The following is a 22,758-nucleotide window of genomic DNA, read 5'->3' on the forward strand; positions in this document are numbered from 1 at the left end:
GGCAAAGCCAAGCCCCAAGCCCTGTGCGCCGTGGCCGCCCGCCTCTTGCGCCAGGCCTGGGCCCTGGTCTTCCATCAACGCCAATTTGACCCGGCGTTTCATCTTAACCTTGTTTCTTAACACAGTTCATGCTGAGCGCAGCCGAAGCATCTCTACCGCTTCATTGAAGGGCCCTATTGAAGCGGTAGAGATGCTTCGGCAAGCTCAGCATGACCGGCTGAAGTAATTTTTCTGACTTCCTAAACAGCTTCGTAGGCAACATTTCTTTTTTTCTCATTTAACCTTAAGCCTTCTCATGAAATCGTCGGCACTCTCATCATTGTCTACTAGGTATTGCCTGGTATCTTGTATTGCAAACAACTTTGCTTTCCAACCATTCATTCTGCGTAGTGAAACACTGACAACCTGGTTACGGTATTTAATTAGCGTTTTCTTAGCAATCGTAGGCTGGGCGAAGTCATGGGGTTGTGTGCTGGTAGCGGTTAGCATGTGTCCTAACCTGCTGGCGGCTCAGAGCGTGGGGCAAGTATCCGGCACGCTGCTCGACCAGCGCACCCACCAGCCGCTGTCCTTTGCCAATGTCTTGCTACTACGCCTACCCGACTCAACTCTGGTGGGGAACACTCAAACAGCTGAAAATGGCACGTTTACACTAGCCAACTTGGCGCCGGATACTTACTTGCTCCGGGCCGAGGCCTTGGGCTACCAGCCCACTCGCCGGCTCGTTGCGTTGCGCGCCAATGCTCCGGTGGTCCGCTTAGGCGAGTGGCTGGTGGCTCCGGCGGCCGTGCAGCTGGGCAGCGTCGTAGTGCAGGGCGAAAAAGCGGTTCTCGTCAGTGAACTAGGCAAGACAATTGTCAATGTGGGAAAAGACCTTAACAGCGCGGGCGGTACGGCGACGGATGTGCTCCAGAAAGTGCCCTCCGTAGCCGTCGAGGAGAATGGGCAAGTGAGCCTGCGGGGAAATTCGGGCGTCACGCTCTACCTCGACGGCAAGCCTGCGCCGAGCAGTTTGCGCCTCGACCAACTGCCCGCCAGCCGCCTCGAAACCATTGAAATCATCACCAATCCTGGTGCTCAATACTCGGCCCAGGGTGCGGGGGGCATCATCAATCTGGTGCAGAAAAAACAAACCCAGGACAACTGGAACGGTGATGTGCTAACCACGGTGGGCACCCGCGACAAATACAGCACTTCGCTCAATCTCAGCCGCCAACTAGGCAAATTCAACTTTTTTGGCAATGCCAACGGCGTAAGCAATCAGTTTCGCGGTAGCTCGGCCTTGCAGCAGGTGGCCACGGTGGACGGCCGCACCACCCGCACCGACCAGACGGGCCTCAACACCCGCGACCAAACCAACGAGGGCCTGCGCCTGGGCGTTGATTACGCCCTCAACACCCAGCAGCGCTTCACCCTGACGACCGAGTTCTATAAAAATGATTTACGCACCACTCAAAACTTTGCCACCCTGCTCACGCACGACAGTGCCCCCACCATCAATCTGCAAAACCAAAACGCCGAAGTAGACGACCTTTACAACGCCCGCATCTCGGGCAATTACCGGCGCACCTGGCCTACGCACCCCGGCCGTGAGCTATCGGCCAGTGCCATGTATATCCTGGATGGCGGCACCGTAACCACCCAGCAGCGCGTGCTAGATGGACCAGCCAGCTACTCGCGCAGTGCCCGCCAACAACTGCTCGACGTAACTATTCATCTGCCCTCGGCGCAGGTGGACTATGTGCATCCGCTGGACGAGAAGCGCCGCTGGGGAGTGGGAATTAAAACGGACCTCATGGTGACTCCCGGTTCGGCGGATTATGCGGTGCAACCAACAGTTGAGGCCGAATTCGTTCGGCAGGAGGCGGGCTCTTACCGCTATTATTACCGCCAGGTAATTCCGCAGGCCTATGGCTCCTACCAGCAGAAATCGGGTTTGTGGGAGTATCAAGCCGGGCTGCGCGCCGAATACACGGGGCTGCAAGCCAAGGTGCTGCCTACGGGTTCGGCCAGTCAACAGCTGTTCAACTTATTTCCCTCGGCCACGGTAGCCCGCACGCTGGCCCATGAGCAGCGCCTTCAACTCAGCTACTCGCGCCGGCTAAACCGCCCCAATTTCTTGCAGATCATTGCCCTGCCTATCTATTCCGATGCGCGCAACTACGTGGTAGGCAACCCCGACCTGCGCCCCGAGTACGTGCAGGTGGCGGAATTGGGCCACCAAATATCGTGGGAGGCCACCACGCTTAGTACCACCCTGTTTGGACGTTTCGCCAACCAGGCTATTCAGAGCCTGCGCACCATTGATACCATGGCGACCCGCCTCAGTGGCCAACCTGATTTCATTGCCCGCACCAGCTACGCCAATTTAGGCCACACGGCCAGCTACGGGCTGGAAATGTCGCTGACGCAGCCCGTGACTACGTGGTGGAAACTTACCGCTAATGGTTCTTACTATCGCAACCAAGTAGCCAGCTACACCGGTAACGGGACGCGCGCCAACTTTACGGGCACGGCATATCTGCTAAATACTTTCAGCCCCACCAAAACCCTAGCCATGCAACTCAGCGGTAACTACCGCGCCCCGCTGGTAGTGCCACAGGGCCGCTTGCTGGCCTTTTACGGGGTCGATGTGGCGGTGCGCCAGCGGCTGCTCCACGACCGGGCCGCGCTTACCCTGCGGGTCAGCGACCTGTTTAACACGCGCCGCCAGTATACCCAGCTCGGGGCCGATGGGCTCAGCGCCAACTTTCAAACCAAATACGAAACGCGCGTGGGGTACCTGGGATTCACCTGGTTTCTAGGGAACAACAAACCTACCAACACCATCGACAACCAGCCAAAAGGCGACACTGGTGGCATTGGTGGCTAGCAGCAGAGCGCTGCCAAGCAACCATGCTTTGCCACTAGTTTTCAGCGAGTTACTTAGCTTGTTTTCTAGAATAATGAGTGTTATCAAACAACTTCCAAGTTCGCATGTGCAGGCCGCGCCAACGGCTCGCTCAACCTAGGCCTCAAAAAGCAACTCTGGCAAGAGAAAGCAACGCTCAGCCTCCGCCTCACCGACTTATTCTACACCAACCGATGGCGTAGCTACTTGCACTACAACAACGTCGATATGACCTGGAACAATCAGTACGAAAGCCGCAGGGTGCTGCTGAGTTTCACTTGGAAAATTGGCAGTGGCAAGGCACTTAACCGTCATGCGGTGGGTAGCCAGGAAGAAGAAAGCCGGATTTCTAATTGAGGCGCTACCACAACCGCGTAGTCCTTACCGACGCAACGCTTACTAGCTCAGGCCGAACTGCGCCAGCAACGCTTCCTTGTATTGTTTGCCGATGGGCAGTTTTTCAACTAAGTCATACAGTTGCACCTCATTGCCGCTGATGGCTTTGATAGCATCGGTGCGAACGAGGTAGGACTTTTGGATGCGCATGAACCGCGTGGCCGGGAGTTGCTCTTCTACCCGGTTCATGCGCAGGTAGGTGATGATAACGCGGTTCTTGAGGATGATTTTGATATAGTCCTTCATGCCTTCGATGTAGTAGATTTCATCGAACAGCACCCGCTGTAAGGAGTTGCCTTCTTTCACGAACAGAAACTGGGGCGCAACTGGGGCGGCGGGGGCCGGCTTGCTGTTCAGCAGATTCACGGCCTTGTTTACGGCCTTCAGAAACCGGGGGAACGAGACGGGCTTCACAATGTAATCTAACGCGTCTAGCTCGAAGCCTTCCAAAGCATGGTGCGGCGAGGCCGTGACGAAGATGACGTAGGGCGGATTGGGCAACGAGCGTAGAAACTCAATGCCGTTCACCTGCGGCATGTTGATATCGGAAAATAACAAGTCGATGCGTTGCTGCTGCAGGATTTCCAATGCCTCGAACACGTGCTCACAACTGGCCACCAGCTGCAGGGTGGAAATCTGCGCAACGTAGTCCTCTATTAGCTCGCGGGCGAAGGGCTCATCGTCAATAATCAGGCACTTAATCATGGAGCAGGACAGGGGAAGAAAGTCGCGCAGGAACTGCTGCGGCCGTTGAGAGACGTAGCGAAAGGGTTACTTCGTAGGTGTCGGAGGTCTGCTGAATGGTGAGTTGGTAGTCGGTGGAGCGATAGTGCAAAGCCAGGCGCTTGCGCACGTTGGCAATGCCCACGCCGCCGTAGGCCCGTTGTGGGGCCGTGGGACTGAAGCTGTTGCGCACGACGAAGTGCAGGTGTTCGTCGGCCACGGTCAGCGAAATTTCCACCCACGAGGCATCCAGGCTGCTGTCGACTCCATGCTTGAAAGCGTTTTCAACGAAGGGGAAAAACAGCAGCGGCGTGATGCTATACGCCGTTGGGTCGCCGGTCTTTTGATACGTGATGCCAACTTTCTTACCGTAGCGCAGCCGTTCCAGCGCCAGGTATGCTTCCAGGAAAGCCAGCTCCTGCAATAGCGGCATTTGCGGCGCATTCGACTCATACACGGTGTAGTGCATCAGGTCGGTGAGGTGCTGCACCACGGCGGGGGCGCGCTCGTCCTGCTTCACTATCATGGTGTAGAGGTTGTTGAGGGTATTGAAGAGGAAGTGCGGGTTGACTTGCGCCTTGAGGAAGTTGATTTCCAGGTTGAGGTTTTCGCGCTGCAGGCGCAGACTATGGTTACCACTCACCAGCAAAAATTGCACGAAGCGCACAACCAGCGCCGGCATCACCACGGTGCTGAAGTCGTTTAGCCCTATGCTGACGCCGTACCAGCTAAACACGCCCGTCCACAGGCCTTTGTCCAGGATGCGGTAGAAATAGTTGTTAGCTTCTATGGTTGGTCTCTGAATAGCGCCGATGTGGTCGGCTAACGTGAAAAAGGCAAAGGAAAGTAAGGCCCAGGTGTAGTAAATAGCTGCCAGCCCCAGGGCCGTAAGCAGCCAACGCCGCCGCAGTAACCAGCGCGGCAATACTACGAAGGAAAAAAAGTAGAAGCCCAGCATGGCTGCTACTGTTTCCTTCACCACAAAGCCCCACACCAGGAAAGGGTGGTGTAGATGGTCGGAGGCCAAAAATTGAACACTATTAAAGTACTCGTAGGTGGCAAACAGCGCCCATAGCCCACCGTGCAGCGCCACCCGAAGAGGAAGCGAGTAGCTAGGCCGCCAAGACAAAACATTGGAAGAGGTGCGGGCAAACATCTACAGCTGGAGGTGAAGAGAAACGTGAAGCGTTGAGCCGTTTTCCTGTATTTGCACCGTATGTTGGCCAGGGTACTGTAGCTGCAAGCGCCGTTCGGCGGCGGCAAGTGCCACCGGTTGGTAGGAAGGTAGCGTTGCTCCTGGCGCCAAGTCACGGTGTAGGCTGAGCGTCAGCACCTGGGCCTCTACCTGAATGGTGCTTTTTATAATAACTGAGCCTGTCTCGGCCGACAAGCCCATGAATAGTTGTTCGTAGAAAGGATGCAGCAGCAAGGGCGCTAGTTGCTGCGTAGTAGCCGTCCCGGTTACCTGGTGGTCGATACTGACGGTTGGGTAGCGTATGCGTTCCAGCGTAAGGTAGTCGTCCAGAAATTCCAGTTCCCGGGTAAGGGGCACGCGCTCGGCGTCGGTTTCGTAGAGCGTGTAGCGCAGCAGGTCGGCCAGGTGGAGCACCACGTCCCCGGCGCGGGCGTCGTGCGTGCGGGTCAGATCCTGCAAAGAGCGCAATGTGGTGAAGAGAAACTGAGGGTTGAGCTGCGCCTTGAGGTAACTCAATTCCAGGTTGAAGTTGGCCCGCTCCAGCAGCAGCCGACGGCGGTCCACAATCAGGGCATAAGTCAGAAAGCTAACCAGGACGGGAAACATCATGGTTGACAACACCGAAAAGATAATGTTGACGAAGCCTTGCACCGTAGAGAGGTTATGTACTACATCGTCCCAGGCATTGAAATACTGCATGTTATACAGCAGATCAGAGCTAGGAGGCAGGTACAATGCCATCAGTAGAGTACCGGCGTAGGACCATAACTGATAGAGCACAACCAGTAGCAAGCCGCTGACCAGCGCCAATACGTAGCGCCCGCGCAGCAGCACACGCGGGATAAGGAAGTACACCAAACTATTGAACAGCAGCACGGAGAAGCTCATTTCCAGCAGCACCAAGGGCCACACGGGTGTTTTGAAATGGTAGTTCGGCCGGCTGTTCCAGGCAAAGTAGAAGCCGCACAACAGCACCCATAGCAGCAGTTGCAGCAGTACGGCCGTGCGGCGGGCACTCAGGGTTTGCCAGCGGAGGCCGGGGCTGAACGTAGGTTCCGACATGCAGAAAAGTGCGTGATGCTTCGTGCTTTGGTGGTGTGGGGCCGCTACTTGGTCGAATAAAATTCCAGTCCTTAAAGGTGCACAGTTTCTTCGTTCCAGCTTCTTCACCACTCCAAAAGGAATCAAGAAATGTCTGCTTCTCTATCCACACCGAAACGCTCCGCCGCCCTTCCACTAGCCAGCGGCAGTTATTTGGTGCTCCTGCTCCTAATCTGGCTGTTCGCCAGTAGCAGCGCCACAGCTCAAACGACGATAACGGGCCACGTACTCGACCAGCAAAAGCAAGAAGCGGTGAGCTTTGCGAACGTGGTGCTAAAAGCCAGCAGCGGCGGAAGCGTAATACAGACCGCCCTGGCCAATGAAACCGGTCACTTCACCCTCAAAGCCGTGCCGCCGGGCAGCTACCAACTGCTGGTGCTCATGGTTGGCTTCACCACGCACGAGCAAACCTTGCAGCTAACGGCTGGTTCGCCCACTCTGGACTTAGGTACAGTGGCGCTGCCCACGGCCACGCAGAAGTTGGGGGAAGTCGTCGTGACAGGGAAGCGGCAACTGATTGAGCAAAAGCCCGACCGTATAACGATGAACGTGGCCGGCAGCCTGCTCGCTACTGGCAGCAATGCCTACGAAGTACTGGCCGCTGCGCCCGCCGTGCAGGCAATTGAAGGGCAACCGCTTAAATTCCGGGGGAAAAGTGGCGTGTTGATTCTGCTCGACGGCAAACGGCTGCCTAGCGGAACCAACCTGGAAATGGTGCTGGCGGGCATTCCCGGCGACCAGATAGAGCGCATTGAACTAATCAGCAACCCGTCGGCGAAGTACGATGCCGACGCTTCGGGGGGCGTAATTGAAATATATACCAAACGGGCGAAGGAGCTAGGCTGGACCGCCAACGTGGGAGGCAATGTGCGGCAGGGCTACCGCACCGGTGGCGGGCTAAACGGCGGCTTGCGGGTAAGCACGCCCAAACTTGACTTGACGGCCAGCGGCAGCTTTGCCCACCGCGGCGGCTTCGAGCGGACGCTTGCCCACCGCACGTTCTACGAGGGCCGAATCCCCACGGCCTATCTAACCCAAAGCGGCGACCTAAATAAAACCTTGCAGAACGGCAACTTCAGCGGCAGCATCAACTATCATCCTACCACCCAAACCACTTTTGGTGCCGATGTGGATGTAGTGCCAGGTAGCCTAACCGGCGCGGGCGTGGCGCAGGCCGAACTTGCGCAGCCCAGCGGCAATACCACAAGCCAGGTTCAGGAGCGCGTGACGCTGCGCGACGCCTTTGCCAACTACACCCTATTCTACAAGCACAACCTCGACAGCCTGGGTTCTAGCCTGTTGTTGAACGGCAACTATGCTACCTATCAGAATCGGCAGCAGCAGACATTCAATCAGCAGGTGCAGGGCATGACCGATTCGCTTGGCCTTACCAGTAGCTTCCGCAACTTCATTCCGGCTACCTACCACATCACCACCGGGCGGGCCGACTATACCAAGGTCTGGAATCCGAACACCCGCCTGGAAGCTGGCTTGAAGTACACGGACACCCGCAACGTAAGCCGGCAGCAGGCCGAGGTGCTGACTGATGGGCTGTGGGTACCGCAAAATCTGACGCCTTTTTCTCGTCTGGGCTACCGGGAGCGTGTGGCGGCGGGCTACCTCAACCTGAACCACACCTTCGGCAAGCTGGCCCTGCAAGCCGGCCTCCGCGCCGAACAAACGCACTACCAAGTGGTCAGCGGTGTCGATTCAACTTACTTCAACCTGTTCCCGAACCTGCGGGCCGACTACAAGCTCTCGGCCGACTACACGACCTCGTTGGCTTATGCCCGCAATCTGCACCGACCCGCCTATGAAAGCTTAATTCCTTACGAACGGTTTCTTGATACCTATACCAGCACGCGGGGCAATGCCCGGCTGCGCCCCGAATACCTGCACAGCTTTTCCTGGAACAACCTCTACAAAGGCTACGGACTCCAGGTTGACTACACCCAAACGGCGGGCGCTATTTCGTCGGTGTACCTCTACAATGAAGCTAACCTGCGCTTCATCAGCACGCAGCAAAACCTGACCCGCCGCCACTTGGCTACCGTTACGCTCACGGCTCCTGTATCGCCTACCAACTGGTGGACTATAAACAACACGGCCAGCCTGCTCTTCCAGAAATTGAGCTTCCCCGACCCGTTCGACCAAGCGACTTCCGTTGCCAAGCAAAAAACCTATTTCAACGTCAGCAGCAACAATACCTTCACTTGGGGGCAGGGCTGGTCGGCTCGTTTGTTTGGGGTGTATAATTCACCTTCATTCAACGGGTTGTTTGATTGGGATGCCTACTCTTACGTGTCAGTAGGCGTGAAGAAAACTTTCCTGGAAAAGCGCGCGTCGCTGAACCTGTCGGTCAATGATGTCTTCTACCAAACCAATTTCCGGGTTTCTACCAACGTGGTGCCCATCGTGGGCGACGAGCAACTGCGCAATGACACCCGCTTCGTGCGCCTGGCCTTCACTTACAACCTCGGCAAAGCAGACCTGAAGAGCAAGCGCGTCGAAACTAAAGGCAATGCCGATGAGCGCAGTCGATTGGGCATGTAGTAAACAGACCGGAATGACCTTAGCACCAATAAAATTTCGCCCGGTCGACTACAAACCAAGTTCCTTTGCCGAGTTATGTTGACGCACGTTGTCGAGCCGGGTATAACGACGGATCATAGCCGAGGTCTTGTGCTTGGTTTGGTTCATGACCTTGCTGTCATCCGCCCCATTCAGCTTGGAAACGGTAACAAAGGATGCGCGAAGCGAGTGAGCCGTATACTGACTGCCCAAGTACTGCTGTACAATCAGGTTGGTGTACTTGGTGGTCATGCGCCGGGTAGTCACTTGATTGTTTTTGCGTAGCGACACGAACACTGGACCATCTGCGCGGCCAAGTACCCGCAGCCAGGCCTGCAACGAACGGATAGGACACAACGCCGGGTCAGGAGAGTAGAAGATGGCTTTTTCCTCGGCTTGTCCTAACTGGTTGGTTTTGCTTTGCTGAAGTGATACCACCAATCCATCCTCGTCGAACAATAGATCTTCAATATTGAGTGCCTCCAGCTCCGAGCGGCGAAATGCGCCCGTAAAGCCGAGCAACAGCAAGGCCCGATTGCGCAGGCCGGCTGGTACGCTTACATCAATGCTCTTGATGGTACGCTTGAAATTATCAATGCTAAATGCCGGTGCCTGCTTTTGCCGCGTCTTTATTTCGCGGGCAATGCCTTTGAGCAGCACCTTGATTTTTTTGTTAGCCGTGGGTGATTCCAGGCCGGCCAGCTCATGCGCCTTTTTAACGGCCGCAGTATGTCGCTCAATCGTAGCAAATTTTTTCCCCGCGTCAGCCAGTTCCGTCAGAAATCCCGCCAATGCTTCAACCGGCGCGGGCAACGACTTCAACTGGTGCAACTGGCACCAAGCCGTGAAACGCTTCCAGTCGCCGGCGTAGGCCCGTATGGTATTTGCCGCGCCGCGCAAGCCCGACTCGACGTAGCGAGAGGCAGACTCCATTAGGTGCGCCGGCACCTGAGCGCCGGCCAAAGGCGGAACAACGGGCAGTTGACTTTCGGTAGCCATATATAATAAGGAGTAGCGGACCTAAAAGTAGGTGCTTTTGATGCTTCTAAGATAAGGAACGATAAGTAAACCTTATCAGTCCTTATAATAAGTTTTCCGTTTTGGTGAATAAGGAAATTAATATCTAAATGTCACGGTATTATTTTCGGTCTGCATCCTTTGATCCCCTTCAATCCATAGCAAGCTTTAAGGATGCTAACAGCAAAATTAGAAAATGACCACTGTAAAAGCTGATGCGCGAAATAGTCGTTCATCAATTAGAAGCGGATTTTTAACAAGGAGTAGACGGGCCTCCCAATTCCTTTCTACAAGAGCGAGACAATCTCGTCGTGCTTGATCTAACCAGTTATGGAACATAGTACCTTATGTTCTATCAGGCAGTCAAATGCAACCAGCGGCTCGCCAGCAAACGCTGCTGAAGAAGGCACGGCGTACCCGCTGTTTAAATATAACGAAGGGCTGAGTTATTAGGACAAGACCTAACTTGAAACTGGGGGTTGACCACCTTATGCTAGGTGCTTAACGAGCCGGCCGGTCCGGCCGCTGCGCACGTCGCGTAGCAAGCAGAGGCCAACCGGCAAAGCATGCACCTCCAGCGGCAAGGCGGAAACGTGGCCGGTGCGTACGACCTGCCCCAGCGGGTTGAGCAGCTGGTACGGCGTACCCTCGGGACCCTAGACCGGCAGCTGGCTGATGGCGGGATTGAGAGTGGCCCTCAACAGCTGGCTAGGATCAAGCTCAGCGTCGGCACATGCTAACGTAAAAAGCCCTGCATCTTCAGCCAGAGGACGCAGGGCTTTAAGGAAAAGATGAGTGACGAAGGCGTTTCGCTAGGGCCGCAAAACCGCCGCGGCGGACGCCATTGGAAAACCGAGCTGCTTTATTTCTTGCCTCCGGACGATGCCTTGGCTAGAGTGGGCGACACCAATTGGCCGTTGCGTACCACCACGGTGCCGTCCACTTCCACCGTGGCGTTGGCGATGGGGAAGCTGTTGCCGCTCGTGGCCTGGTTCGTGCCGCCTAAGAGTGCGTTGTTGCCCGTGCCCACGTACACCATGCCGGCGGCCGTGGCCGGGTTGTAGCCTTTCTGTGCCTCTGACTTCATGGCCGGGTTCAGGCCGATGGAGAAGAAGCCGACCTGCGCTACGCTCGCGTCGTTGGCGGCCAGCCACTTCTGCACGTCGTCGTTGCCCACGTCGGCGCGGACGTTGGTGAGCTGCCCGTTTTTCAGCTCGCCCTTGAGCCCTTGCAGGGGCTTGCCGTTCCAGGTGGCGGGCGAGGCCGCCAGCCGGCCTGTGGCGGAGCTTTCCTGGCAGGTGCCGTACACCCGCCCGCCGGGCAGGTTGGCCGTGCGGCTATAGATGAGCTTTTCCTGCTGGTCGGCGGTTGTCACCACGCCGTCGTCGGTGAACACCGGGCGGCTGGCAAGCTGCAAAGTAAGGTCGGTGCCGGCGGGCGAGGTAATGTGCACCTTCTTGCCCGTGGTCAGCAGTTGCTTCAGTTGCTGGGCCTGCGCCGCGACGGCCGTGTAATCAGTGCCGATGCCGGCCCAAATCATTTGTTCGTAGCTTGGGTAGTCCAGCTGCTGGTTGGCCGCGTAGCTTTTGCTCGGGTACGCTACGAATACGCCCCGCAGCTTGCTGGCGTCCAGCTTCTTGCTCAGGCCCGCTTCGGCCGCCGCTTTATCAAACTTCCCCTGCCGGGCCTCCGTCATGCCGGCCAGCACGGCTTTGCTGTCTTCGAGGCTGGGCAGCGTGATGAGGACATCGGAGCTTAAAAGCCAGCTGTCATCTTTGGAGGCCATAATGGCTGACTCCGGCATCTCCACGTTGACCGCGCGGGCCACCTTATCGGTATTGACCAGCATAGTCGGTTGTCCGCCCACGCGGGCTACTTCCACGGCAATGGCTTCCATCAGCGGCATGGTATGCCTGCCGCCGGTAATCATCACCAGCTCCCCAGGCTTGACGCCGGCCGAGGTGTTAACGATTTGCTTGGCGATCTGCTCGTAGTTCTGGCCGAAGGCGGAGCCGGCCGACAACAGCAGGCCCACAAGCCCACTGGTTACTGCATAACGGTTTCTCATGGGGGTTGAAATGGGGGTTGATGGATAAGGAAAAAAGTTGGGGCGGCCGAAGTCGCTTGGCTAGTGCGGTCGCCTTCGTTGCCGACGGGCAAGCGAAGTGGTGTTAGCGTAGCGGGCAAGGCCCGAAGGCTAGCTGTTTGCTAGTGAGAACCGGCCGGAACCGCTGCTTGCCGTGGGGTTCCGGCCGGTTCTCGTCAGCTTATTGCCGCCGCAGGTGGTGCACGCCGTGGGGATAGTAGGCACAGGGTATAGAACCAAGGTAAAGGCAGCCGTAACCTGCACCGGATCGGGGGAGGCCGTGAGTGGCCCGGAACCGTGCCGGTCGGGCTAGCCTACCGGAAATTGCCCCGCGTTTACTTGGTCAGCACGACGCGCTGGGTCAGGCTTTCGCCGCCCTGCACTACGAAGCGGCAGGTGTAGAGCCCGGCGGTCAGGTTATTCCCGTCGAGCGTGCGCTCGTACACCTGTCCCGGCTCAGCTACGCCCTCGAAGAGGGTGGCGACCAATTGGCCCAGGGAGTTGTAAACCAACAGGCTAGCTGCGCCTGCCTGTGCGGGACGGAAACGCAGCGTGGTCGCGGCCGTGAACGGGTTAGGGTAGGCTTCCAGCAGGGCGGGCAGGGCCGCGGTCAGGGACCGAGTGCTGCCGGAAGGGCAGTTGCCAACTTGGTCGCCGTGGCGCACGTGGTCGGCCACGTCAGCCGAACTGATGCAGAGCGTAGTGCCGCTGTGGCACACCATTACTTTATCAAGCTTCTTGCCGCTGCTGCAGCGGGCCTCCACCACCGTCAGCGTGACGCTGGCCGTGGCCGGGCAGCCGCTGGCCGACGTCGCCGTGACCGTGTAGGTGAACGTGCCGGCCGTGGTGGCCGTGAACACTTGGCTGGCATTGGTGGGGTTGCGGAGCCCGGTGGGCAGGGTCCACTGGTAGCGCGCGCCGCCGCTGGCCGTTAGGGTGAGACTTTGCGGGCCATAGCCCAGATAGAGCGTGTTGGGCTGGCCGCCGGGCGACACCGCTGGGGAGGGCGAAACGGCAATGGCCGGGGTGGGCACGCTGCCCCGCACCGTGACGGTGGCCATCACCGAAGCCCTGTTGCCACTGGCATCCTGCACCGTGAACGTGACGGTATTGGGGCCGATGTTGGCACAGGTGAAGGTGCTCGGGCTCACGCTGTAGAGCAGGACGCCGCTGCAGTTGTCCGTGCTGAAGCTATTGAGGTCTTCGGCCCGGGCGGTGGCGATGCCGTTGACCAAGTCCACCGAAATGTTCCGGGCGCGGACGACGGGCGCCTGCCGGTCCTGCACCTGCACCGTGAACGACTGCGCGTCGCTCCCGCAGGAGTTGGTAGCCGTGGCCGTGACCGTCGTGGTGCCGACCGGGAACATGTGCGGGGAGGTGATGACAGTAGTGCCTATCGTATAAACGAGTTCGGCGGCCGGCCGGCCCGTGGCCGTCGCGGCAAAGCTGGCCGAGGCGCCGCACTGGTCGGCGGCGCTGCTCAGAACCTGATTGGCGGGCGCCGTGACAACCGGCCGCGTGTTGACGACCACGGCGGCAGCGCCCGTGAAGGAAGTGCCCGTGCAGTTCGCGTCCGATACCGCCGTCAGCGCATATGTCTGGTCCGTAGCCGGAGTAACGGGGATGAGCAGCGGCGAGGCAGTAGCCGAAACGGTTACCGGAGTCGTGCCGTCGGTGTAGGTGATGGACCACGGCCCGGTGCCGGTCAGGGCCACGCTAAGGTCGGTGCGGCTGCCCGCGCAAATCGTGGCGTCGCCGCTCAGCGTGGCCGTGGGCAGGGCATTAATAGTTATGTTGCTGCCGTTGTCGCTGCCCGTGATGGTGGGGTCCGAGCTGACGACGCGGATGCGGTAGGCCGTGCCGGCCGGCGTGCTGGCCGGCAGCGTGGCGGCAATAGTGCCGGAAGAGGTGCCCGCCAGCGTGCCAATGGTTGCCGGTGCCGCAAAGCTGCCGGCCGCATCGGAGAGTTGGGCCGAGAAAACGTTGCCCGACGCGAAGGTGCCCGCCGCCGTAAACGGCACGGCCAGCGAAGCTCCGGCGCAGGCCGCAGGGCTCACCGTGCCCGTCGTAATCGCCTGCGCGTCGGCCAGTTCCAGCGTCAGAATCTGCTGGCCGGTGTTGTTACCCGTGCTCCCAAATAAGAAGTTTGATGTCGAAGCTTGCTCCTCTAAGATCATGCCCCCGATGGTAAAGTTCTGGCCGGCGCGGGCCGCAATGTCGGCCAGCGCGGCCTGGGCCAGTGTATAGTCCCGTCGCCCGCGAGTTGCTTGTGAGTTGCCCACGTAGCTCCCGTAGGCCTGGCCGGTGCCCAAATCGTTGAACACGCTCGCCGTCACGGGGTCGCCGGCCGCATAGGTACCCCCCAAGGTAGCGGCCGGGGTATTCACGTCGTGCAGCACATACGTCACCGTCGAGTTAGAACCTAATCCATTGTCGACCAAGGAGAGGGTGGCGCTTACCACCTGCTTGCCCGTCAGGTTGAGGCCAGTCAGCGGGAACGTGAAGAAGTTACGGTAGGCGCCATTTATGTCAATATAGCCAGTTAATCCGCCAACAAGATAATTGTCATTCTCAGCTTGGTGTCCCTGCTGCGGCGAAAACCAGCCTTGCTGGCTGTTGGCAAACGTGACGGTGGTGGTGGCCGCCACGGCCATTGCCTGTTGCCGTTGCTGCGCCTTGGCACGCGTGCCAAGGGGGGCGTAGGCAGTGACGGTCGCCGAGAGCGGCCGGGCTTGCGCGGGGGGGCGCGAAGGGTCCCCCTGGGGTGAAGCGGTTTTCACCAGCGCCCCGGTTTGAGCGTGGGCGGCCGTGGCCAGCAGCGCCCCGGCCAGGGCCAGGGCCCGGCCTGGCCGGAAGGAGGTAAGGTATTGGAAGAGGTTTTTCATGTGAAGAAAAAAATGGAATGAAGAGAGAATCAAAGTGCCCAACAAGGGAAAAAGGGATACAAAATATGATTATAAAAATACTTAGTATTATTTTTATTTAATGATGTCCTTTGGGGCGATTGCGCCGAAGGGGCCAGCGCCCGGGCGGCTCAGTGCGGGCGGGGCCACGTTGAAGCCTAGCACAGTGGCCCTGAGGGTTTGGGTGCTGCCGGCGCACAGGGTGAGCGGCCCGGCCGGCGGCCCCTTCCCGCGCCAGCTCCGGGCGCTGGCCAAGCCGGTGCCTTGGGGCGGGGTCTTGTTGCTGGCCACCGCCTCTTCTCAGGCCGGGGGCGCCGTCAAGGCGTGGGCCGCGCCGGGAAGCAAGCCTGGCAGCGTCGGCAGTAAGGGGTTGGTCAAGTGCCAGAGCTGGTGGCGGGCGGCGCGGGGAATGCGGACCAGAGCGGTCGAAGTCGTCGCGGCGTCGTTGCCGCGGGTAGCGGCCGGGGAGTAGCGTGTATTCATACGATAGGAGAAAAAAGTAACTATTCCGCTGCCTCCTTTGAAGCAGCAGCCGGGAAATACAATCCCATCTCATAACCTTACAAATCTACCCGCCACGACCAAGCCGCGGTATGACACGTTGGTGTCATATAAAATCCCAGGAATTTTGGTACTTTGCCGAGATGCCCGCTCCCAGTTCCTACGCAAAACGCCCGGCTGCCCCCAGGGCAGCCGGGCGTCAACCGGACGTAAAGTTTCGGAAAGTATGCTTTTACGGCACGATGCGGCCTAGCATTTCCAAGAAGGACTGCCGCTAGTAGTCGCCGCTCATGCCGCCCATTATGTTAGACAATTAATTGACGGGCAGAGGTTGACGAGAGCGGCACCGGTGCGCAACCCCCTGGTGTACCGTGCCACAGGGCAGCCCGGGGTCGGGGGAGTGGGAAACTCGAGGGCTGCAGCGTGGGGCGGGCGCGTGGCCTTAAGTCAGAGCGGGCCAGCCGCTTAGCCCAGCGGCAGGACCGCCACCACCGCGAAGCCCGTCGCCAACGGCTCATAGCACACGGTGCCGCCCACGGTCCGGGCGCGGGCCTGCATGTTGGCCAGGCCGCGGCCGCCGGGGCGGCCGCGGCCGTCGTGGCCGCAGCCGTCGTCGGCCACGGTGAGGGTGAGGCTAGCCGTGGTCGCCGCCAGCTGCACCGTGACCGTGGTGGCGTGGGCGTGCTTCACCACGTTGTGCAGGGCTTCCTTGTAGATGAGGTAAAAGTTATGGAGCAGCGCCGGGGCCAGCGCCGGGTCGGGCAGGTTGGGGCATACCCGGAACTGCACGTCGAGGTCGGCGGGGGGCAGCACTTCCTGGGCATGGTCGCGCATGCGGTTCAGCAGCTGGCTGAGGCGCAGCGAGCCGGTGTCGAGGCTCCACACTACGTCGCTCATCTGCTGGGCGGCCTGGCGCGAGGCGACGGCCAGGGCGTCGAGCCGGTTCCGGGTCTGGGTCGGGCTGTGGGGCGTTTCGCGCAGTAAGCTGCTGTGCATGCTGATTTGGGTGAGCAGGTTGCCTACGTCGTCGTGCAGGTCGGCGGCGATGCGCTGGCGCAGGGCGCGTTCGGCCTGCCAGTGCCGCTCGCGCCGCCGGCCGCGCTGCTGCTGCCACCGGTACACCCCACCCACCGCCGCCACCACCAGCAGGGCCGTGAGGGCGGCCCACACGCCGGGTCGGCGCCACCAGTAGATGCGCGCCCGCACCGGCACGCGCAGCACGTTGCGGGTGGGCGTGCCCAGCTCGGTTTCTCCCCTAATTTCAAGGGTGTAGTCGCCCGGTTCGAGCCCTTGCAGGCGCAGACGGTTGCCCGCGTCTAATTCCTGCCAGGGCGCGGGCCCAGAGCCCAGCAAGCGGTACATGAAGCGCCCCAGCTCGGACCCGTCGTCGTCGCTTACGCCCAGCGTCAGGTCGGCAAAAGCATCGCCCGGGGCCAGCTCCAGCCCCTGGGGCAGCGTGCCGGTCAGGTATTCAGTGCGGATGGTATCGGGCTGGGCGTGGTGCTGGGTGAGGCTGGTGAGTAGCAGCCGGGGCCGATACTCGGCGGCGGTCAGGTCTTGGGGCGCGAAGTAGCTCAGCCCACCCACCCCGCCTACGTACAGGCGCTGCCGCACCGAGTCGTACCAGCCCGATTGGCGGTTCAGCTCGTTGGTCGCCAAGCCTTCGGCGGTGGTCAGGTCGCTGCGCCTGCCGGTGTGGGGCTCGTAGCGCACCAGGCCATTGTGGGTGCCCACCCACAGCACCCGCCCCGGCCGGGGAGCCAGTACAAACGCCACCGCTTCGCTGGGCAGCCCCTGGCCCAGCGTCAGCTGCCGCTGCACGCCCCGCCGCGGGTGCAGCAGCAGCAGCCCGGCATCGAGGGTGCCCACCCACACGCTGTCGGGGTGCGCGACCAGCACGCAGCGCACCAGGCCGGTTGGCAGGCGATAGGGCGGCAACTCGTTGGGGCCGTAGTGGCGCAGGGCGCCGGTAGCGGGCTGCAGGCAGTACAAGCCCTGATTGGTAGCCAGCCACAGCTCGCCGTTTGCGCCTTCGCTTATCGCCTCAATTTCGCAGCGGTGCAGCGGCCATGTAGGATCGCCTTCGCGGTAGCGCCAACGCGTGCGACGGGCCAAGTCAAGCTGAAACAGGCCCTGCTGCCCGCCCGCCCATACCCGCCCCGCCCGGTCGCGCAGCAAACAGAAGGTGGTTTTACCCGACGGGTTGGGATGGGGCCCGGCCCACACGATTTCCTGCATCCGCTGCCCCGTCAGCAGTTGGATGCCGACGTTTTCCAGCCCAACAACCAAACGGGCGTCGGGTAGGCGCAGGCTGCAAAACCAGACGGGCCCGGGCACCGCGCCCGGCCAGCGGCGTAGGGGGGCCAGCGGGCTGTCGGCCGCCTGCGTAAACGTGCCCGAATAGCTGCCTACCAGCAGCCGGCCATCGGCCAGCCGGCTGATGGTGCGGGTGCTCAGGCGCAGCCCGCCGGCCACGGGTAGGGCTTGAATGGGCGCCTGCCGGGGCTGCAGCTTGGTCAGGCCCGGCATACCTTCGGCGAATGCCCACAGCCCCGTCCGGTCCCGGTTGAAGCACAGCCACCCGTTCCACTCTTTAGCCAACTGAAGCGGATAGTGCTCGAGCCCCGGCGGCCGCCGCTGCCGCCGGATAGACAAGGCCAGCAACTCCCCATCGCCCAGCCAGTACCAGGTGCTGTCCAGCTCCAGCACATCCAGGCGCGGTACGGCGGCGGAGGAGCTGTTGCGGGGCCAACGGGCCAGCACCCGCGGGGGCTGCGGCGGCCGGTGCTCCAGCAGCGCGCTGTCGGTCAAGAAATAAGGGCCGTAGGGCAAGCGCAACGGGTGGTCGGCTACCTGGGTTCGGCGCGCGTAGTTGGCCTTCACTACCCGGTAGCGGTGGCTGTGCTGGGCTACAGGCAGCACGCGGCCGCCCGGCATCAGCCGCCAGCTGCGCTCGAAGCTGAAGAACAGAAGCTGCCCCGCCGAATCGGGCTCGATGGTCGCAATCAGGCCCTGCGGGTGCTGCCACACCAGCCGCGGGGGCTGCCGGGGCCGCCGCAGCGAAAGCCGGAACACCTGGCACGGATCCATGCCCCGGCCAAACCACAGCGTCCCCCGGTACACCAGCAAGGCATTGATGTGGCCGTGCCGACTCGTCAGCCGGGGTACTGGCACTTGGCGCAGCTCGCCGGTAGTGGGCACAAAGGCGTACAGCCCGTCGTGCATACCTACCCACACCGTGCCGGTGGAATCGGCCGCCACTCGGTAGGCTTCGCCGCGCAGGTGAGGTCCCTGCCGCACCAGTTGGTTCAGCGGTACCAGTTGCCGGCCATCATAGCGAAACATGCCCTGCCGGGTAGCCACCCAGGCAAAGCCCGCCGGGTCGCTGCTGATGTCGCGGACGCCCACCGTGCTCAGGACCCGGTCGGGCTGCTGCTCCAGTTGCTTTTCCAGCTGCTGGGCCTGCGCTACCGGCCCGGCCAGTAGCAGCCAGCTGCCCACCAGCCAGCACAAGACGCTCGTTGAGATAAGCTGCATGCCGGTTAGGCGGTGAAAGGCAAGCCCGAATAGCCCGTGGCGGTGGCGCCAAGTGGCTCGGGGCGGTGGTTCAGCCAAGCGGGAGCATGCAGGTTGGTACTTGTAACCTGCTGCAGAAAGCAGGTTGGTGGCGTCTGGTGAGCGAGCACTGAGGGACGGCACTCGTGGTGGTAGTAGTCGAAATAAGTCGCTACGCACGGCGGTGCATTGACTGCTGGACAGCGGCCGGGTGAGTTAGCAACTCGCCGAAAAGGAACAGCTGGTAGGGTAGCTGTTTTTCCATAAAATCAAGAATATATAGAACGGTCTGTTACAACGGTACAAAATATAGCTCAATATAAAAAGGACTATATTTTGCAAGGTGCTGCCTAACCCCGCCTGTGTCAACTGAAGGGCTAATTGCCTCTCCACTCAATAAAAAGCACCCCCCAAGACCGGCAGGTGGCCCGTAGTGAAGCATCGCGCGTACTTCCACTAACTTTCTCGTTTTATTACAATCTTATGCGAAATGCTTCACTGCGCATTGCCTGACGTGTTGTGCCGAAGGCCTACTTGTTGGAAATAATACCCCATCACAAAAAGGGCTGACCCGCACGGGTGAGCCGAAGGTGTTGTACTATCCGCCTGGCCGCTTACTTGTGCCGCTTCAAAGACAGGGCCAGCAGCTCGCCTTTCGAATTGATGTGCAACTTGCGATACACGGCCCGCAGGTGGTTTTTCACCGTATCGAGGCTGATGCTGAAGGCGTCGGCAATGAGCTTGTAGCTGAGTCCTTCTTCCACGGCCGTCACAATTTCCTGCTCGCGGGGCGTCAGACGGGTTTCGGCTGTGGCTGCTACCGCTACCGGCGGCTGCCGCCGGAACGCCTGCAACACGTGCCGCGCCACAGCTGGCGACATGGGCGAACCGCCGGCAGCTACCTCCAATAGGTGGGCTTTGATAACGGGCAGCGGCGTGTTTTTCACTAAGTAACCCACCGCCCCCGCGCAAATGGCCTCGAACACGCGGGGCGCGTCAGTGTACACGCTCAGCATGAGCACCTGCGCTTCCGGCAGCTGGGCCAGAATCAGGGGCAACCCCTCGATGCCCGAGCGCCCCGGCAGGCCAATGTCGGAGAGCACCAGCGACGGCGGGGTGCCGAGCGTAGGTAGTTGCCGAAAGAAATCCTCCATCGACGCCGCCGTCAGCACGCACTCAAACTCGGGCTGCGCGCACAGGTATTGGTGTAGCATTTCCCGAATGGGCGTCCGGTCTTCGATGATGGCTAAGGGCAGACGGATTTGCATGACGCAAATGTAGTGGCCGGCAGCATAGTGCGCTATGACACAAAAGGGTGATAAAACACCGTTTCAACCACCGAGATAAATGAGCCCGAATCAGCCATGTAGAGCAGGAAGATGTTGCTTAGTTACCCGCTGGCCAAGATGCGCTGCCGTTCAGCCAAACGGTCGTAGCTGTTGCTAAAGTTCTTAGACGGCTTAATAACCCCCGAAGGCTGGCGGTGATAGATGTTTTAGGCATATTCATATTCAGTCGCTTTCTGTGAGGACAGCAATCCTTTTTTCCAGAATCACCCGGCACTAGCCATGCGAGCGACTCAGCAAAACGCCGTTCGCCCCTGCCTCGCACGCGGTCGACCAAGGCCAAGCATCCGCCCAACGCCATGGCTACGAAGTACCTCTCCACCCTTACACCCACCGACGCCTATATTGAGTGGTGCGCGATGGCGACGCTCTGTTAAGCCCGTGCAAGTTGGACGAACTGTATTCTAACATGGCCGTCGTGGATGGCTTCAACGGCCAGCAGCCTTACAGCGAGGCTAAGTTGCATGGTGCAGTAAGAACGGCTCGGACACGCTATTGCGCCCGGTTTGCGTGCGGCTGCTCCTAGGGCAGTCGCGCGCTTTGCGTAAGGGCTGTACCCCGGCTTCCCGGTATCATGCAACAGCAGCTTGGAATTTCACATGACACCTTTAGGTCATACCGCAGCATTGCCAGAGGCAATATACTTGCATGATTATTAATTGCAATTCCTGGCAGCCGCTTTCGGTGAAGTCATGAAGAGTCCACTGCCACTCCCTACCCGCAACCACATGAGTACGCTCTACTACCCGTCTGCTACTTGCGACAACCCATAGCCCAACCTCTGAAGTACAATAGCATAAAGCCCTGGTTTTATGGAAGTTTCACCATGCACTTTTTCCATCTAGCACACATGAAATACTCCCTACTTTGCTTGACTTTGGTTACGCTGTTGACGTTCGGCTCCGGCAATACCCGCGTGCCCGCGGCCACCTTCTCCGTCGCGGCCGGGCCGGCCACCATGGCCACTTTGTCTCAGCAATTTGCCGATGCTATGCAACAGCAAGATATGGCCAAAGCCACGGCCTGTTTCGCAAAGAATGTGCGGTACCTGGTCAACACGTCGCCTGTGGTGAGCGGCCGGGATTCAGTGAGCACATACTGGCTGAAAGACTCCTTCAGCCACACCAACAATTTAAAATTTACTCCCTTGCAGATGGGCGGCGACGCGACGATGGGTTACGCTACTGGCTATTACACCTATGACATAAAGCCAATGAATAATCTCCCGAAAGGAGCTTCGGGACACGGCTCTTATATGACCTTAGCCCACAAGGAAGGTGCTACCTGGCAGATTACTCATATTCACCTGGCCGAAGATCCTATCAAGGCCAACAAGTAACGACTGCCCTGCTAGCGACAAAAAGCAGTTGGGAGCCCGTCTCTCAGCTGCTTTTTTAAGGCGTCTACAACCTGCAGGATGTTTCTTAGGGCCCGTTTAGGCTAGACAGTTTAGGGTGTCAAGTTGAAGGAGCTGTTGATGAGCGAGATACGGCGTTCAGTAGCCCATGCTGGAGTACAGCCGGTCGTGATTGTAGTAGTTGAAATAGTTGGCCACTCTGGCCTAGGCGTCTGGTAGCTCGACAAACACGGGCAGCTCGCGCAGTTCGAGTACCTCCGTTTTGAGACGGGATCAGAGGCTTTCAACCTGCACGTTGTCGTAGCACTCGCCCCAATGAAATACATCCGGGAACTGATGCTGGCTCCTATCGGACCCCGGCCCTAAGCCCCCGATAGCATATATGTCCAGCGAAACGGTCCGAAGGTAATCGCGCTATATTCAATTAATGGAGGAATATATAGCTGAATGGTCTGGCTGCCGCTAACTGGGATGCAGCCTCCGCATGGGGCTAACACGCTCTTTCTATGAGGAAAACTATTTACTGTTCAGTTGTTTTGGCCCTGTTGACGCTGGCCGCTGCCCCGGCCCGCGCTGCCGCCCGATACCGTGCGCGTGAGCGCCGCCGCGTTGCAGGCCCGCTTGTTGGCTGATACGCTCTACGCCCGCGAGCACTACAACAAGCTGGAGTATCGGATACCGATGCGCGATGGGGTGAAGCTCCACACCGTCGTGTACGTGCCCAAAGACGCCGACCGGGTGCGCTATCCCATCATGCTCAACCGCACGCCTTATTCGGCAGGGCCTTACGGGCCGGGCAAGTACGCGTGGCTGGGCATCACTTCCCGCGTTCACAGCGTTAGCCAGAACAGCACCATGCTGCACGAGGGCTACATTTTCGCCCTGCAGGACGTGCGCGGGGCTTTTATGTCGGAAGGCGTGTTTGAAGACGTGCGGCCCGAAAAGGATAAGCACAGCGGCAAGCAGGACATAGACGAGAGCACCGACACCTTCGACACAATTGAATATCTACTCAAGAAGGGCCCCAAAAACAACGGCCGCGTGGGGCAGTGGGGTATCTCGTACCCCGGCTTCTACACCACGGTGGGTCTGCTCAGCCGCCACCCGGCCCTGAAGG

General features: G+C 59.6%; 14 protein-coding genes and 1 pseudogene. 5 read left to right on the plus strand and 10 right to left on the minus strand.

Translation table 11 applies throughout. The features are described 5' to 3' along the window. Nucleotides 1-487: 487 nt before the first annotated feature. Nucleotides 488-2,872: a TonB-dependent receptor gene (locus VF639_RS23345; RefSeq protein ID WP_331148370.1), complete on the plus strand. Its 2,385-nt coding sequence runs from the start codon at nucleotides 488-490 to the stop codon at nucleotides 2,870-2,872. Nucleotides 2,873-2,998: 126 nt separating this feature from the next. Beyond that, nucleotides 2,999-3,247 (plus strand): annotated as a pseudogene (locus tag VF639_RS25450) (outer membrane beta-barrel protein); the annotation flags it as partial. Nucleotides 3,248-3,289: 42 nt separating this feature from the next. On the opposite strand, the gene VF639_RS23350 reads toward VF639_RS25450, so the two are convergent. The 3 genes from VF639_RS23350 to VF639_RS23360 are packed head-to-tail and all read right to left on the minus strand — an operon-like array spanning nucleotide 3,290 to nucleotide 6,266. Next, a complete protein-coding gene (locus VF639_RS23350; protein WP_331148371.1) occupies nucleotides 3,290-3,991 on the minus strand; it encodes a LytR/AlgR family response regulator transcription factor in 702 nt (233 codons plus the stop codon). Further along, entirely contained in the window at nucleotides 3,984-5,165 is a 1,182-nt protein-coding gene (locus VF639_RS23355; protein ID WP_331148372.1) for a sensor histidine kinase, read from the minus strand. The genes VF639_RS23350 and VF639_RS23355 overlap by 8 nt, the downstream gene beginning before the upstream one ends. Next, nucleotides 5,166-6,266, minus strand: a complete 1,101-nt coding sequence (locus tag VF639_RS23360) for a sensor histidine kinase (RefSeq protein ID WP_331148373.1) — start codon at nucleotides 6,264-6,266, stop codon at nucleotides 5,166-5,168. 129 nt (nucleotides 6,267-6,395) lie between these two features. On the opposite strand from VF639_RS23360, the gene VF639_RS23365 reads away from it, so the two are divergent. After that, nucleotides 6,396-8,858 carry a TonB-dependent receptor gene (locus VF639_RS23365; protein ID WP_331148374.1) on the plus strand — a complete coding sequence of 821 codons (2,463 nt, stop codon included), beginning with the start codon at nucleotides 6,396-6,398 and terminating at the stop codon, nucleotides 8,856-8,858. A gap of 48 nt (nucleotides 8,859-8,906) precedes the next feature. Here VF639_RS23365 and VF639_RS23370 read toward each other — a convergent pair whose 3' ends face one another. From VF639_RS23370 to VF639_RS23400, 7 genes are all read right to left on the minus strand, one after another. Further along, nucleotides 8,907-9,875, minus strand: a complete 969-nt coding sequence (locus VF639_RS23370; RefSeq protein ID WP_331148375.1) for a tyrosine-type recombinase/integrase — start codon at nucleotides 9,873-9,875, stop codon at nucleotides 8,907-8,909. Nucleotides 9,876-10,755: 880 nt separating this feature from the next. Next, nucleotides 10,756-11,961 (minus strand): aminopeptidase, encoded by a 1,206-nt coding sequence (locus VF639_RS23375; protein ID WP_331148376.1) that lies wholly within the window; start codon nucleotides 11,959-11,961, stop codon nucleotides 10,756-10,758. A gap of 353 nt (nucleotides 11,962-12,314) precedes the next feature. Beyond that, the gene (locus VF639_RS23380) at nucleotides 12,315-14,864 is read right to left on the minus strand and encodes a T9SS type A sorting domain-containing protein (protein WP_331148377.1); all 2,550 of its coding nucleotides are present in this window, start codon (nucleotides 14,862-14,864) and stop codon (nucleotides 12,315-12,317) included. A 318-nt stretch (nucleotides 14,865-15,182) separates the two neighbouring features. Continuing rightward, nucleotides 15,183-15,365 (minus strand): hypothetical protein, encoded by a 183-nt coding sequence (locus tag VF639_RS23385; protein ID WP_331148378.1) that lies wholly within the window; start codon nucleotides 15,363-15,365, stop codon nucleotides 15,183-15,185. Between the two features lie 483 nt (nucleotides 15,366-15,848). After that, nucleotides 15,849-18,920, minus strand: coding sequence for a sensor histidine kinase (locus VF639_RS23390; RefSeq protein WP_331148379.1), 3,072 nt, complete (start codon nucleotides 18,918-18,920; stop codon nucleotides 15,849-15,851). Between the two features lie 5 nt (nucleotides 18,921-18,925). After that, nucleotides 18,926-19,069 (minus strand): hypothetical protein, encoded by a 144-nt coding sequence (locus tag VF639_RS23395; protein WP_331148380.1) that lies wholly within the window; start codon nucleotides 19,067-19,069, stop codon nucleotides 18,926-18,928. Between the two features lie 483 nt (nucleotides 19,070-19,552). Next, nucleotides 19,553-20,206 carry a response regulator transcription factor gene (locus VF639_RS23400; protein ID WP_331148381.1) on the minus strand — a complete coding sequence of 218 codons (654 nt, stop codon included), beginning with the start codon at nucleotides 20,204-20,206 and terminating at the stop codon, nucleotides 19,553-19,555. A gap of 928 nt (nucleotides 20,207-21,134) precedes the next feature. Between VF639_RS23400 and VF639_RS23405 the strand changes: the two genes are divergently transcribed. Both VF639_RS23405 and VF639_RS23410 read left to right on the plus strand, forming a co-directional pair. Continuing rightward, nucleotides 21,135-21,623, plus strand: a complete 489-nt coding sequence (locus VF639_RS23405) for a YybH family protein (protein WP_331148382.1) — start codon at nucleotides 21,135-21,137, stop codon at nucleotides 21,621-21,623. Between the two features lie 606 nt (nucleotides 21,624-22,229). After that, the coding region (locus VF639_RS23410) for a CocE/NonD family hydrolase (protein ID WP_331148383.1) at nucleotides 22,230-22,758 on the plus strand (529 nt) is incomplete at its 3' end.

It is taken from the genome of Hymenobacter sp. (genome assembly GCF_036387835.1).
Lineage (GTDB): Bacteria > Bacteroidota > Bacteroidia > Cytophagales > Hymenobacteraceae > Hymenobacter.

What these genes read in the sequence shown, in the direction of transcription:
- VF639_RS23400 (WP_331148381.1), bottom strand. Translation starts at nt 20,206, where the DNA reads ATGCAAATCCGTCTGCCCTTAGCCATCATCGAAGACCGGACGCCCATT.
- VF639_RS23365 (WP_331148374.1), top strand. Translation starts at nt 6,396, where the DNA reads ATGTCTGCTTCTCTATCCACACCGAAACGCTCCGCCGCCCTTCCACTA.
- VF639_RS23375 (WP_331148376.1), bottom strand. Translation starts at nt 11,961, where the DNA reads ATGAGAAACCGTTATGCAGTAACCAGTGGGCTTGTGGGCCTGCTGTTG.
- VF639_RS23380 (WP_331148377.1), bottom strand. Translation starts at nt 14,864, where the DNA reads ATGAAAAACCTCTTCCAATACCTTACCTCCTTCCGGCCAGGCCGGGCC.
- VF639_RS23355 (WP_331148372.1), bottom strand. Translation starts at nt 5,165, where the DNA reads ATGTTTGCCCGCACCTCTTCCAATGTTTTGTCTTGGCGGCCTAGCTAC.
- VF639_RS23350 (WP_331148371.1), bottom strand. Translation starts at nt 3,991, where the DNA reads ATGATTAAGTGCCTGATTATTGACGATGAGCCCTTCGCCCGCGAGCTA.
- VF639_RS23360 (WP_331148373.1), bottom strand. Translation starts at nt 6,266, where the DNA reads ATGTCGGAACCTACGTTCAGCCCCGGCCTCCGCTGGCAAACCCTGAGT.
- VF639_RS23405 (WP_331148382.1), top strand. Translation starts at nt 21,135, where the DNA reads ATGAAATACTCCCTACTTTGCTTGACTTTGGTTACGCTGTTGACGTTC.
- VF639_RS23370 (WP_331148375.1), bottom strand. Translation starts at nt 9,875, where the DNA reads ATGGCTACCGAAAGTCAACTGCCCGTTGTTCCGCCTTTGGCCGGCGCT.
- VF639_RS23345 (WP_331148370.1), top strand. Translation starts at nt 488, where the DNA reads ATGTGTCCTAACCTGCTGGCGGCTCAGAGCGTGGGGCAAGTATCCGGC.
- VF639_RS23385 (WP_331148378.1), bottom strand. Translation starts at nt 15,365, where the DNA reads ATGAATACACGCTACTCCCCGGCCGCTACCCGCGGCAACGACGCCGCG.
- VF639_RS23390 (WP_331148379.1), bottom strand. Translation starts at nt 18,920, where the DNA reads ATGCAGCTTATCTCAACGAGCGTCTTGTGCTGGCTGGTGGGCAGCTGG.